Origin of the sequence: Cryobacterium soli, assembly GCF_003611035.1 — a bacterium.
GTDB lineage: Bacteria > Actinomycetota > Actinomycetes > Actinomycetales > Microbacteriaceae > Cryobacterium > Cryobacterium soli.
Map to the genome: position 1 here is coordinate 1,629,834 of NZ_CP030033.1, position 13,389 is coordinate 1,643,222.

The 13,389-nt window shown below is 63.9% G+C and carries 7 protein-coding genes and 3 rRNA genes; 6 read left to right on the forward strand and 4 right to left on the reverse strand.

Annotated elements, in window-relative coordinates:
* Nucleotides 1-113 precede the first annotated feature (113 nt).
* The 5 genes from DOE79_RS07480 to DOE79_RS07500 are packed head-to-tail and all read left to right on the forward strand — an operon-like array spanning nt 114 to nt 5,552.
* Nucleotides 114-1,304 carry a hypothetical protein gene (locus DOE79_RS07480; RefSeq protein ID WP_120337946.1) on the forward strand — a complete coding sequence of 397 codons (1,191 nt, stop codon included), beginning with the start codon at nt 114-116 and terminating at the stop codon, nt 1,302-1,304.
* Nucleotides 1,301-1,969 (forward strand): DUF4129 domain-containing protein, encoded by a 669-nt coding sequence (locus DOE79_RS07485; RefSeq protein WP_120337947.1) that lies wholly within the window; start codon nt 1,301-1,303, stop codon nt 1,967-1,969. Before DOE79_RS07480 ends, DOE79_RS07485 begins: the two co-directional genes overlap by 4 nt.
* Complete coding sequence (locus DOE79_RS07490) at nt 1,966-3,219, forward strand: DUF4350 domain-containing protein (protein ID WP_120337948.1); 1,254 nt, start codon at nt 1,966-1,968, stop codon at nt 3,217-3,219. Before DOE79_RS07485 ends, DOE79_RS07490 begins: the two co-directional genes overlap by 4 nt.
* A complete protein-coding gene (locus DOE79_RS07495) occupies nt 3,216-4,241 on the forward strand; it encodes an AAA family ATPase (protein WP_120337949.1) in 1,026 nt (341 codons plus the stop codon). The genes DOE79_RS07490 and DOE79_RS07495 overlap by 4 nt, the downstream gene beginning before the upstream one ends.
* A gap of 3 nt (nt 4,242-4,244) precedes the next feature.
* On the forward strand, nt 4,245-5,552 hold the full coding sequence (locus tag DOE79_RS07500; RefSeq protein WP_120337950.1) for a DUF58 domain-containing protein: 1,308 nt from the start codon (nt 4,245-4,247) through the stop codon (nt 5,550-5,552).
* 22 nt (nt 5,553-5,574) lie between these two features.
* On the opposite strand, the gene DOE79_RS07505 is transcribed toward DOE79_RS07500, so the two are convergent.
* Nucleotides 5,575-6,570: a stage II sporulation protein M gene (locus DOE79_RS07505; RefSeq protein WP_120337951.1), complete on the reverse strand. Its 996-nt coding sequence runs from the start codon at nt 6,568-6,570 to the stop codon at nt 5,575-5,577.
* Nucleotides 6,571-6,647: 77 nt separating this feature from the next.
* Between DOE79_RS07505 and DOE79_RS07510 the strand changes: the two genes are divergently transcribed.
* On the forward strand, nt 6,648-7,442 hold the full coding sequence (locus tag DOE79_RS07510; protein ID WP_245977185.1) for an RDD family protein: 795 nt from the start codon (nt 6,648-6,650) through the stop codon (nt 7,440-7,442).
* Between the two features lie 346 nt (nt 7,443-7,788).
* Here the strand turns inward: DOE79_RS07510 and rrf are convergent.
* The 3 genes from rrf to DOE79_RS07525 all read right to left on the reverse strand — a co-directional run bounded on the left by rrf (nt 7,789) and on the right by DOE79_RS07525 (nt 13,142).
* Nucleotides 7,789-7,905: ribosomal RNA gene (rrf, locus tag DOE79_RS07515) — 5S ribosomal RNA — on the reverse strand.
* A gap of 120 nt (nt 7,906-8,025) precedes the next feature.
* Nucleotides 8,026-11,154, reverse strand: a 23S ribosomal RNA gene (locus tag DOE79_RS07520).
* A 467-nt stretch (nt 11,155-11,621) separates the two neighbouring features.
* A 16S ribosomal RNA gene (locus DOE79_RS07525) occupies nt 11,622-13,142 on the reverse strand.
* The 16S, 23S and 5S rRNA genes sit together here, the layout of an rRNA operon.
* Nucleotides 13,143-13,389: the final 247 nt, after the last annotated feature.

A 13,389-nucleotide genomic window follows, 5' to 3' on the forward strand; every position in this document is an offset into this window, starting at 1 on the left:
CACCGGGCAATTACGCGCACAACGCGGGCAATCTCTGGCACAAGAGTAGTCGACGCGGCCCTGAGATTTCTGACAGGGACCCGCGCGGCGCCAGGGTATGCCAGCATGGAGGCGTGACGGACCCCGACTGGCACCCCCCGACGAACACTCCGGACGTACCGCGCTACGGCGCGTACGGCCCTGGCGGGCAGCCCGGATACCCGCCGCCACCCGGTGGACAGTGGGCCAGCGCCCCGCCGCCGGCCTGGACCCCGCCGCCCAAGCCGGGCCTCATCCCGCTGCGTCCGCTGGGCTTCGGCACCCTGCTGGGCGCGCCGTTCCAGGTGTTGCGCCGCAACCCCAAGGCCACCTTCGGCAGTGCGCTGCTGGTGCAGGGCGTCACCGTGCTGGCGACCCTCCTGATCGTGGGCGTGGTCACCTGGATCGCGTTCGGCCGGGTGGACGCCGCCCCCGCCGACGAACAGGATGCGGTCGAGGCCGGGGCGGTCCTGGCGATCGTGCTGTCCGCCCTCGTGCCGATCGCGCTGTCCATCGTGGCGTCGGCCTTGCTGCAGGGTGTCATCGTGCTCGAGGTCGCCCGGGCCACACTCGGTGAGAAACTCCGGCTGACGGCGTTGTGGCGCCAGATCGGCCGGCGGGTGTGGCCACTGGTGGGCTGGACCGTGCTCCTGGGCGCGGCGCTCATGGTCGGGGTCCTCCTGGTCGGCGGCCTGGTCTTCGTCTGCGCGCTGCTCGGCGGCGCCTGGATCGCCCTGGCCGTGGTCATCGGCATCTTCGGCGGCCTCGCCCTTCTCGCTGCCGCCGCGTGGGTGGGCACCAAGACGGCCATCGTGCCGAGCCTGATCGTGCTGGAGCGGCTGGGCATCCGCCGCGCCATCCGCCGGTCCTGGTCGCTCACCGGTGGTTTCTTCTGGCGCACCTTGGGTGTGCTGCTGCTCATCGCCCTGATCGTGAACGTCGTCGCGCAGATCGTCACCACGCCGTTGAGTCTGCTGTTCAGCGTGGTCATCAGCCTGATCGACCCGACTGCGGCCTTCGAGGCGTACATCCCGGCGGCGCTGCTCTACATCCTCACGATCCTGATCGCCGCCGTGATCGGCGCGGTCACGGCCGTCGTGCAGTCCGCGGCCGTCGCTCTGGTCTACATCGACCTGCGGATGCGCAAGGAGGGGCTCGACCTCGAGCTGCAGCGTTTCGTCGAAGCAGTCCCCGGTGACCGCGCCGCGGACCCGTATCTCGTGACGGCCCAGGGTGCGCCCGCGGCCGATGCGCCCCCTGCCGGCCCGGGGGCGCCCTGGGCATGATCGTGGTGTGGGGGCGTGGACTGGCGTGGCTCGGGATCCCGGTGGATCCCGACGCGCCCGAGGCGCAGCAGTGGCTGCGGGATGAGCTTGCCAAGGCTCCGTACCAGGCAGCCCAGCCGACCTGGTTCGACCGGCTGAGCCAGGCGATCCTCGACTGGCTCTCCTCGCTCTCCTTCACCGGCGACGGCAGCAGCGCGTGGATCCCCGTGGTCGGCGCCCTCGTGGGCATCGCCGTTCTCGTGGCGGCGGTGCTGATCTTCGGACTCCCCCGGCGCGACCGGCGCCGCCAGCGCGCCGCCGGACTCTTCGCCGCCGACGACCGCCGGAGCGCCGACCAGATGCGCCGCGCCGCGCAGGCCGCCGCCGGTGCCGGTGACTGGTCCCTGGCCAGTGCGGAGCAGTTCCGGGCGATCGCCCAGTCCCTGGCCGAACGCACGATTCTCCGGCCCACGCCGGGCACCACGGCACACAGCGTCGCCGAGCTGGCCGCGGAGGCCTTCCCGGCGGAACGCGACAGGTTGCGAGAGGGCGCGACAGTGTTCGAGAGCGTGCGCTACCTGGGCGGCACGGGCACCGAAGCCGGTTATCGAGCATTGCTCGCCCTTGACGCCGCCCTCGTGGCTGCCCGCCCCCGGCTGACGGCACCGACGCCGGTGGCGCCGTGAGCGGCCCCGTCGCGCCGGCCCGGCCGGCCGCGCCCGTCTCGAGCACGCCCACAGTGCGCGCCGCGCTGCGTCGATCGGTGTTCTGGGTGGTGGCCGGGCTCGGCGCACTGCTCGTCGCCGTCATCGCCTTCGTCATCACCGGCGTCGCCGGCACCAGTGGTCCCCCGCTCGCCGCGGACAGCCCGAACCCGGGTGGCGGCATGGCCGTCGTCGAGGTGCTGCGTCAGCAGGGGGTCACCGTGCTACCGGTCGACACGCTCGACGAGGCCGCCGCGGCCGTCGACGGCGACCCGACGGCCACCGTGTTCGTCTCCGACGCATCCGGGTATCTCACCGCCGAGCGGCTCACCGAACTGGGCACGCTGGCCCCGCGCACCGTCGTGGCCGACCCCGATTTCAGGCTCTTGCAGGCGCTGGCACCCGAGGTGGGATTCGGCGGTGTCTCCACCGCGGACGAGCTCACCGCCCAGTGCGCGCTCCCGGCCGCGGAGCGAGCCGGCACCATCTCCCCCGGCGGCAAGACGCTGGGCTTGCCGCCGGGCAGCATCGGCTACACGGGTTGTTTCCCCGGCGACGGCTCCACGTTCTCGGTCGTCGAACGGGTCACGGATGACCGCACTCTCACACTGGTCGCCGACACCTCGGTGTTCGCCAACGATGAGATCGCCACCTTCGGCAACGCCGCGCTGGCCCTCAACCTGCTCGGCCAGGACGACACCCTGGTCTGGTATCTCCCGACGCTGGGCGACGTGCCCGTCACGGGCCCGCCGTCGCTCGGCGACCTCACTCCCGGGTGGGTGACGCCGGTGATGGTGCTCCTGTTCATCGTGGTCCTCACGGCCATGGTGTGGCGGGGCCGCCGTTTCGGTCCCCTCGTGGCCGAAGACCTGTCCGTGGTGGTGCGTGCCAGCGAGACCATGGAGGGCCGCGCCCGCCTCTACGCCAGGGGCAACGCCAGGTTGCGCGCGATCGACGCGATCCGCATGGGTGCCGTCTCCCGCCTGGCCCGCGCCGCCGGGGTGCCGCGGACGGCCGCGTTGGACCACGTGGTGCGCACGATTTCCGCGCTCACCGGCCGCGACCCCGTCGGCGTGCATGCGCTGCTCGTCGGCGACGTGCCGAACACCGACGCCGACCTGATGCGGCTGTCCGATGCCGTCGCCCAGCTCGAGGCCGACGCCTCCCGGGCCGTGCGCCCGCCCGGATCCGCCCCCGACTCTCCCCCGTCAACCGGAAGAATGGAACCATGACCAGTCACGCCGCGACATCCGCCGAGACCTCCCCGCCGACCGAGGGCACCGCACCAGACGCCGCCACGCCGGTCGAGGATCTGCGCCGGGCCCTGGCCCAGGTGCGCACCGAGGTCGGCAAGGCCGTCGTCGGTCAGGACGGCGCGGTCACCGGCCTGATCATCGCCCTGCTGGCCCGCGGGCACGTGCTCCTCGAGGGTGTCCCAGGGGTGGCCAAGACGTTGCTGGTGCGCTCGCTCAGCCACGCGCTGAGCCTGGACACCAGGCGGGTGCAGTTCACCCCCGACCTGATGCCCGGCGACGTCACGGGCTCGCTCATCTACGACGCGAAGGCCGGCGAGTTCGAGTTCCGCAACGGGCCGGTCTTCACCAACATCCTGCTCGCCGACGAGATCAACCGCACGCCGCCGAAGACGCAGTCCGCGCTGTTGGAGGCCATGGAGGAACGTCAGGTCAGCGTGGACGGGCTCTCCCTGGCCCTGCCAGAGCCCTTCATCGTCGCGGCGACCATGAACCCGATCGAGTACGAGGGCACCTACACGCTGCCCGAGGCGCAGCTGGACCGGTTCCTGCTCAAGCTCGTGCTCGACATCCCCGAGCGGGACGTGGAGCTCGAGGTGCTGCGCCGGCACGCGACCGGGTTCAGCCCGCGCGACCTGACCGCGGCCGGGGTCACCCCGGTGCTCGGCGCGGCCGACCTGGCCGCCGCACAGGCATCCGTCGCCGCCGTCGGCGCCAGCCCGGATGTGCTCGCCTACATCGTCGACCTGGCCAGGGCCACCCGGCAGAGCCCCTCGGCCAAGCTGGGCGTGAGCCCCCGCGGCACCACAGCCTTGCTCGCCAGCGCCAAGGCCTGGGCCTGGTTGAGCGGGTACGCGTCGATCACGCCCGACCATGTGCAGGCCATGGTGCTACCGGTCTGGCGGCACCGCATCCAGCTGCGCCCCGAGGCCGAGTTGGAGGGCATCACCGTCGACGCCATCCTGCACGGTGTGCTGCAGCAGGTCCAGGTTCCGATCTAACCGATGACGCTGACCGGCCGGTTCGTCCTCCTCGTCGCCCTCGGCGTCGTGCCCATCGTGCTGCTCGGCGACAGCCCGGAGCGGGCCCTGGCGGTCCTGGGCGGCTGGGTGCTGCTCACGGTGGCGCTCGGCGGCCTCGACCTGGGCCTTGCCGCCTCGCCGCGCCGACTCGCCCTCACCCGAGTGCTTCCGGCCCGGGTGCGCCTGGGCGAGGCGGTGACGAGCGAGCTGTACCTCACCAACGAGGGTCCCCGCCGGCTGCGCGGAACCGTGCGGGACGCTTGGCAGCCCTCGGCCGGGGCCGGCAACAACCGCACGCCCGTGACCCTGCCCGCGGGCGAACGACGCCGGGTCGCGCTCACGCTCCGGCCCTACCGGCGTGGGGAGCGTACGGCCTCGCACGTGACCGTGCGGTCCCAGGGGCCGCTCGGACTGTGGTCCCGGCAGGCCACGCTGCAGGCGCCCGCTCGCATCCGGGTGCTGCCGCCCTTCCACTCGCGCAAGCACCTGCCCTCGCGCATCGTCCGGCTCAAGGAGCTCGACGGGCGCACGAGCGTGCTGGTGCGCGGTCAGGGCACCGAATTCGACTCGCTGCGCGAATATGTGCGCGGCGACGATGTGCGCTCGATCGACTGGCGCGCCACGGCCCGCCGCAATGACGTCGTGGTGCGCACCTGGCGCCCCGAGCGCGACCGGCGCATCGTCATTGTGATCGACACTGGCCGCACCTCCTCCGCCCGGGTGGCGGACGAACCACGCCTCGACACGGCGTTCGAAGCGGCGCTGCTGCTGGCGGCACTGGCCTCCCGGGCCGGCGACCGGGTGGATTTCCTGGCCTGGGACCGCCGGGTGCGGGCCCGGGTGCAGGGCGCATCCGGTGCCGAGCTGCTCAGCCGCATGGTCGACGGTATGGCGCTGATCGAACCCGAACTCATCGAGATGGACTGGACGGCGCTGCCCGGTCAGATCCGGGCCATCACGGGCCAGCACGCGCTCGTCGTACTGCTCACCCCGATGGATGCGCCCGGTGCGTCCACCGGGCTGCTGTCGGTTCTCGGCCAGCTCACCCAGCGGCACACCGTGCTGGTGGCCTCGGTGACCGACCCCGGCGTGGTCGATCTCGTGCAGAGCCGCGCGACCCGCGAGGAGGTCTACCGCGCGGCATCCGCCGAACGCACCATCCTCGACGGCGCACGCGTCGAGGCCGCCGCGAGGCAGCTGGGCGCAGATGTCGTGACCGGCTCGCCGGAGCGGCTGCCGCCGGCGCTGGCCGACCGGTACATCGCGCTCAAGGCCGCCGGCCGGCTCTGACCGGCCTGGCTCCGCCGCGGGCTCAGCCGGCGAAGACCCGGGCGCTCCCGGCTTCGAACTCGGCCAGGTCCCCGGTCTCGCCGGCTCGGGTCGCCTTCCCGCCGAGCACGAGCATGTAGACGAGGAACGCGAGCAACGCCGCGGCACCGATGCCGATCTTCACCGGCCACGGCCAGGGCGCCGGCGTCACGAAGCCCTCGAGGATGCCCGACACCAGCAGCACGAAGACCAGGCCGATCGCCACGGTGAACAGGGCGCGGGCGTCCTCGGCCAAGGCCTGCCCACGCGTGCGTGCGCCCGGGGCGATCCACGCCCAGAAGATCCGCAGCCCGGCCGCCGCCGCCACGAAAATCGCGGTGAGCTCCAGCAGACCGTGCGGGGCGATGTACAGGAAGAAGGTGTCCGCCTGGTCATACGAGAACATCACGGCCGCGGTGACGCCGAGATTCTGGGCGTTCTGCAGCACGATGTACGGAACGTACACGCCCAGGATGCCGAAGGCCACACACTGCGCGGCGATCCAAGCGTTGTTGGTCCACACCCGCCCGGCGAACGAGGCCGCCGGATTCTCGGAGTAGTACGACACGAAACTCTGGTTGGCCAGCTGCTCGAGCTCGGCGGGCGAGCCGAAGTTGGCCAGCACCGCCGGGTTGTTCAACGCCCAGACGGCGTAGAGCGTGGCGACCAGCACGGTCACCACCGCGACCGCCAGGGTCAGCCAGCGCAGGCGGTACAGCGCGGCGGGCAACTGCACGAGGAAGAACCGCGGAAGCTGGGACAGCACGTTCGTCCCAGCGCCGGTGAACCGCAAGCGGGCCCGGGACAGGATCACCGACAAGCGGTCGCCCTGCAACGTCGAACCCGCCGAGGTCTTGATCACGGACAGTTGGGTGGCCCCGGCCTGGTAACCCTGGATCAGGTCGTCGGACTGGGCACCGCTGAGAGTCCGCCGGCGGCCAAGGGCGGCCAGGCGGTCCCACTCGGCGCGGTGCGCCGCTGAATACGCGTCGAGATCCATCTGGTTCAATAGTAGACATGGCGGAGCCCTGGAAAGCAGCCGATCATGGTGAAGATTCCCTGATCGAGCATGAGCTGGTGACCGGGGAAGCCGTTGCCCTGGACGTTCGCCCGGCTAGCGTCTTCCTGCGCGGGGCCGGCACCATGATCGATTGGGTGGCCTACGTGGGGCTGTTCCTGCTCATGGCGCTGGTCGTGTCCGTGGTCTTCGGCGACGGCATCGACGAGGCCCTCGCGCAGGCGCTGGCCATCTCCGGCCTGGTCTTCTCGTTGTTGATCGTGCCGATGCTCGTGGAGACGGTGTCGCACGGCCGGTCCCTCGGCCGGTGGGCAATCGGGGCGCGGATTGTGCGCGACGACGGCGGGGCCACCGGCCTGCGGCACTCGTTCATCCGCGCACTCATGGGCGTCATCGAGATCTTCCTCACCTTCGGCGGCCTCGCGGTCACCTGCGCCCTGCTCAACTCCCGGTCCAAGCGGCTCGGCGACCTCCTCGCCGGAACCTACAGCCAGCATGAACGGGTACCGCGGATCAGCGAGCCCACCTTCGTGCTGCCGCCCGTGCTGGAGTCCTGGGCGGCTACGGTGGACGTCGCGCGCCTACCCGACCGGCTCTCCCGCCGCGTTGCTCAGTTCCTCCGCCAGTCCCACCAGCTCTCCCCCGCCACCCGGGTACGTCTGGCCCAGAGCCTGGCCGACGAGGTCGCGCCATTCGTGTCGCCCCTGCCGCCAGTGCCGCCGGAATACCTGCTCATCGGGGTGGCCGAGGTGCGCCGCAACCGCGAGTACGCCGGCCACCTGCTCGAGCGCGCCCGCCTCGAGACCCTGGCCCCGGTGCTCACCGGTCTCCCCCACGACTTCCCCAACCGCTGACCCCGCGGTGCTCGCTGGCACCTCCCGCGACCTGTGAGTGAAGCTTCACAATCGCGCCCGTTCCGGTGCTCGCCTCACGGTTCGCGGATGCTGGCCGGTCCCGCACGCGCGCTCATCCCGGACGCCTGCGACACGCATCCGATCGCTGGTCGAGCCCGTCGAGACCCGGCGACCAACCCTGTGGACATACCCACCTCGTCGGTCGAGCCTGTCGAGACCTGGTGACCCGCCCTGCGGTTCGTGCCCGCCTTGGTGCTCGAGCGTGTCGAGGCCTTGGGCTGGGTGGGGGTTAAACGCAAAATGGCCACCCCGTGTGGGGTGGCCATTTTGTGTGTTTCTAAGTTAAGTCCGGCGGTGTCCTACTCTCCCACAGGGTCCCCCCTGCAGTACCATCGGCGCAAAGAGTCTTAGCTTCCGGGTTCGGAATGTGACCGGGCGTTTCCCTCTTGCTATAGCCGCCGAAACATCTTTCGATGAATCGAATCTATATTTTTAGTTATAGAGCCCCCGCTAAGGGGCGTTTGTTCTCGACCGTACATCGAGAACCACATAGTGGACGCATAGCAGCTTATTCAAACTGAGTGTTATCAAATTATCGGCTTATTAGTACCGGTCAGCTCCAAGAGTCTTTAGTCCTCTCTTCCACATCCGGCCTATCAACGCAGTAGTCTAGCTGCGAGCCTCTCCCCCTAAGGGATGGAAATCTCATCTCGAAGCCGGCTTCCCGCTTAGATGCTTTCAGCGGTTATCCGTTCCGAACGTAGCTAATCAGCGGTGCTCCTGGCGGAACAACTGACACACCAGAGGTTCGTCCATCCCGGTCCTCTCGTACTAGGGATAGATCTTCTCAAATTTCCTGCGCGCGCAGCGGATAGGGACCGAACTGTCTCACGACGTTCTAAACCCAGCTCGCGTACCGCTTTAATGGGCGAACAGCCCAACCCTTGGGACCTACTCCAGCCCCAGGATGCGACGAGCCGACATCGAGGTGCCAAACCATGCCGTCGATATGGACTCTTGGGCAAGATCAGCCTGTTATCCCCGAGGTACCTTTTATCCGTTGAGCGACAGCGCTTCCACAAGCCACTGCCGGATCACTAGTCCCGACTTTCGTCCCTGCTCGACTTGTCAGTCTTACAGTCAAGCTCCCTTGTGCACTTACACTCGACACCTGATTGCCAACCAGGTTGAGGGAACCTTTGGGCGCCTCCGTTACTTTTTAGGAGGCAACCGCCCCAGTTAAACTACCCACCAGGCACTGTCCCTGAACCGGATCACGGTTCGAAGTTAGGTATCCAATATGACCAGAGTGGTATTTCAACGATGACTCCACCTGAACTAGCGTCCAAGCTTCACAGTCTCCCACCTATCCTACACAAGCCACACCGAACACCAATACCAAGCTGTAGTAAAGGTCACGGGGTCTTTCCGTCCTGCTGCGCGTAACGAGCATCTTTACTCGTAATGCAATTTCGCCGAGTTCGCGGTTGAGACAGCTGGGAAGTCGTTACGCCATTCGTGCAGGTCGGAACTTACCCGACAAGGAATTTCGCTACCTTAGGATGGTTATAGTTACCACCGCCGTTTACTGGGGCTTAAATTCTCAGCTTCGCCTTACGGCTAACCGTTCCTCTTAACCTTCCAGCACCGGGCAGGCGTCAGTCCGTATACATCGTCTTGCGACTTGGCACGGACCTGTGTTTTTAGTAAACAGTCGCTTCCCACTGGTCTCTGCGGCCTTCGAACGCTCCAGGAGTAAATCCCTTCACGCCTCAGGCCCCCCTTCTCCCGAAGTTACGGGGGCATTTTGCCGAGTTCCTTAACCACGATTCTCTCGATCTCCTTAGTATTCTCTACCTGATCACCTGAGTCGGTTTGGGGTACGGGTGACTAAAACCTCGCGTCGATGCTTTTCTTGGCAGCATAGGATCACTGATTTCACCCTTACGGGCTACCCATCGGGTCTCAGCCTTATATGAGAGACGGATTTGCCTATCTCTCGGCCTACATCCTTAGACCGGGACAACCATCGCCCGGCTCAGCTACCTTCCTGCGTCACACCTGTTAATACGCTAACCGCACCAGCATAGGGTCGCACGCTAGGCCTCACGCTTCACCCCGAAGGGATCCATCTAGAGGATTCAGATGCTTAGCATTACTGGATTAGCTTGGACGGTTTTTCATCAGTACGGGAATATAAACCCGTTGTCCATCGACTACGCCTGTCGGCCTCGCCTTAGGTCCCGACTTACCCAGGGCGGATTAGCCTGGCCCTGGAAACCTTGATCTTTCGGAGGACGGGTTTCTCACCCGTCTTTCGCTACTCATGCCTGCATTCTCACTCGTGTAGCCTCCACGGCTGGTTTACACCGCCGCTTCGCTGGCCACACGACGCTCTCCTACCCATCAACACGGCTGAACCAACACCACAAGGGTGCGGCTTACCAAAAATATCAATGCCACAACTTCGGTGGCGTGCTTGAGCCCCGTTACATTGTCGGCGCGGAATCACTTGACCAGTGAGCTATTACGCACTCTTTCAAGGGTGGCTGCTTCTAAGCCAACCTCCTGGTTGTCTATGCAACTCCACATCCTTTCCCACTTAGCACGCGCTTTGGGACCTTAGATGGTGGTCTGGGTTGTTTCCCTCTCGACGATGAAGCTTATCCCCCACCGTCTCACTGCTGCGCTCTCACTTACCGGCATTCGGAGTTTGGCTAACGTCAGTAACCTTTTAGGGCCCATCGGCTATCCAGTAGCTCTACCTCCGGCAAGAAACACGCAACGCTGCACCTAAATGCATTTCGGAGAGAACCAGCTATCACGAAGTTTGATTGGCCTTTCACCCCTATCCACAGCTCATCCCCTCCATTTTCAACTGAAGTGGGTTCGGTCCTCCACGACGTCTTACCGTCGCTTCAACCTGGCCATGGATAGATCACTTCGCTTCGGGTCTAGGACATGCGACTGAATCGCCCTATTCAGACTCGCTTTCGCTACGCATTCCCCTCTCGGGTTAAGCTCGCCACATATCACTAACTCGCAGGCTCATTCTTCAAAAGGCACGCTGTCACACCAACAAAGGGTGCTCCAACGGTTTGTAAGCAAACGGTTTCAGGTACTATTTCACTCCCCTCCCGGGGTACTTTTCACCTTTCCCTCACGGTACTTGTTCACTATCGGTCATGTAGGAGTATTTAGGCTTATCAGGTGGTCCTGACAGATTCACACGGGATTTCTCGGGCCCCGTGCTACTTGGGATACTCTTCGGGCGATTGCTGCATTTCGACTACGGGGTTCGCACCCTCTATGACCAGGCTTTCAATCCTGTTCGTCTATACAACGTTCTAACCCTCACTGTTCGGCAGAAGCAGCAGAAAAGTCCCGCAACCCCGACCATGCAACGCCTGCCGGCTATCACACATGATCGGTTTAGCCTCTTCCGGGTTCGCTCGCCACTACTAACGGAATCACTATTGTTTTCTCTTCCTGTGGGTACTGAGATGTTTCACTTCCCCACGTTCCCTCTACCCGCCCTATATATTCAGGCGGGAGTCACCAGGTCACCTTGCGGGCCTGGCGGGGTTTCCCCATTCGGACATCCTCGGATCACAGTTCGTTTATCAACTCCCCGAGGCTTATCGCAGATTACTACGTCCTTCTTCGGCTCTACATGCCAAGGCATTCACCGTTTGCTCTTAGAAATTTGAAATCACATGAGTTTGAATCGATTAAGTATCCTGACCGAAGTCAGAATCGAAATTGACCAATGATTAGCCAACGAATAAATTCGCTGGCTAGTCTTTGTAATTTGCTGTCCGAAGACAGTCAAATTTAAGATGCTCGCGTCCACTGTGTAGTTCTCAAAGTACGGGCGGTACCCCTTACGACCAACGGCTCAAAGAGCGCGACTGTTGACCGAAAAAGGTCCAGAGGAAAAGTTCACTCACCACTCAAGAGCGGTTCGTGTTCCGGTCCCTCAGGACCCAACAGCGTGCATATACATTCCCTCGACAACCAAACCGGTCCAACCGCAAGCGGCGTACTGGATTCAACTGTTTTGTTTCTGTATCAATGTCAATGTTCCACCCATGAGCGCCATCGAAGAACATTCGTCTTCGTATGACTTGGCACCTGTTGATCTCCCTGTATACAGAGGAGAGGTGCTGTGCTCCTTAGAAAGGAGGTGATCCAGCCGCACCTTCCGGTACGGCTACCTTGTTACGACTTAGTCCTAATCACCGATCCCACCTTCGACAGCTCCATCCCTTGCGGGTTTGGCCACTGGCTTCGGGTGTTACCGACTTTCATGACTTGACGGGCGGTGTGTACAAGGCCCGGGAACGTATTCACCGCAGCGTTGCTGATCTGCGATTACTAGCGACTCCGACTTCATGAGGTCGAGTTGCAGACCTCAATCCGAACTGAGACCGGCTTTTTGGGATTCGCTCCACCTTGCGGTATTGCAGCCCTTTGTACCGGCCATTGTAGCATGCGTGAAGCCCAAGACATAAGGGGCATGATGATTTGACGTCATCCCCACCTTCCTCCGAGTTGACCCCGGCAGTATCCCATGAGTTCCCACCATTACGTGCTGGCAACATAGGACGAGGGTTGCGCTCGTTGCGGGACTTAACCCAACATCTCACGACACGAGCTGACGACAACCATGCACCACCTGTATAGAGACCTTGCGGGGCGACTGTTTCCAGCCGTTTCCTCTATATGTCAAGCCTTGGTAAGGTTCTTCGCGTTGCATCGAATTAATCCGCATGCTCCGCCGCTTGTGCGGGCCCCCGTCAATTCCTTTGAGTTTTAGCCTTGCGGCCGTACTCCCCAGGCGGGGAACTTAATGCGTTAGCTGCGACACGGAGACCGTGGAATGGTCCCCACATCTAGTTCCCAACGTTTACGGCATGGACTACCAGGGTATCTAATCCTGTTCGCTCCCCATGCTTTCGCTCCTCAGCGTCAGTTACGGCCCAGAGATCTGCCTTCGCCATTGGTGTTCCTCCTGATATCTGCGCATTCCACCGCTACACCAGGAATTCCAATCTCCCCTACCGCACTCTAGTCTGCCCGTACCCACTGCAGGCCCGAGGTTGAGCCTCGGGTTTTCACAGCAGACGCGACAAACCGCCTACGAGCTCTTTACGCCCAATAATTCCGGACAACGCTTGCACCCTACGTATTACCGCGGCTGCTGGCACGTAGTTAGCCGGTGCTTTTTCTGCAGGTACCGTCACTTTCGCTTCTTCCCTACTAAAAGAGGTTTACAACCCGAAGGCCGTCGTCCCTCACGCGGCGTTGCTGCATCAGGCTTGCGCCCATTGTGCAATATTCCCCACTGCTGCCTCCCGTAGGAGTCTGGGCCGTGTCTCAGTCCCAGTGTGGCCGGTCACCCTCTCAGGCCGGCTACCCGTCGTCGCCTTGGTGAGCCATTACCTCACCAACTAGCTGATAGGCCGCGAGTCCATCCCAAACCGAAATTCTTTCCAACTCCTAGCCATGCGGCTGAAGCTCGTATCCGGTATTAGACACCGTTTCCAGTGCTTATCCCAGAGTTTGGGGCAGGTTACTCACGTGTTACTCACCCGTTCGCCACTGATCCAAGGAGCAAGCTCCTCTTCACCGTTCGACTTGCATGTGTTAAGCACGCCGCCAGCGTTCGTCCTGAGCCAGGATCAAACTCTCCGTAAATGTTTAATAGCCGCACCACGCAAGCGCGATGGGCACATCTAGTGCTGAAAGCCACCGGAATAGGCGAACAATCAGCAAGTTTGAAACTGACAGAACAAATCATTACTGACTTGCTTTGTTGTTTAAATGTTTTCCAAAGGAATCTCTTCCGCGGTACTCCCTAGAAAGGAGCCCTACGACCGAGGTTTTTGGCATTTGACATTGTGCACGCTGTTGAGTTCTCAAGGATCGGACGCACCCGACTTCA

What these genes read in the sequence shown, in the direction of transcription:
- DOE79_RS07485 (WP_120337947.1), top strand. Translation starts at nt 1,301, where the DNA reads ATGATCGTGGTGTGGGGGCGTGGACTGGCGTGGCTCGGGATCCCGGTG.
- DOE79_RS07495 (WP_120337949.1), top strand. Translation starts at nt 3,216, where the DNA reads ATGACCAGTCACGCCGCGACATCCGCCGAGACCTCCCCGCCGACCGAG.
- DOE79_RS07500 (WP_120337950.1), top strand. Translation starts at nt 4,245, where the DNA reads ATGACGCTGACCGGCCGGTTCGTCCTCCTCGTCGCCCTCGGCGTCGTG.
- DOE79_RS07505 (WP_120337951.1), bottom strand. Translation starts at nt 6,570, where the DNA reads ATGGATCTCGACGCGTATTCAGCGGCGCACCGCGCCGAGTGGGACCGC.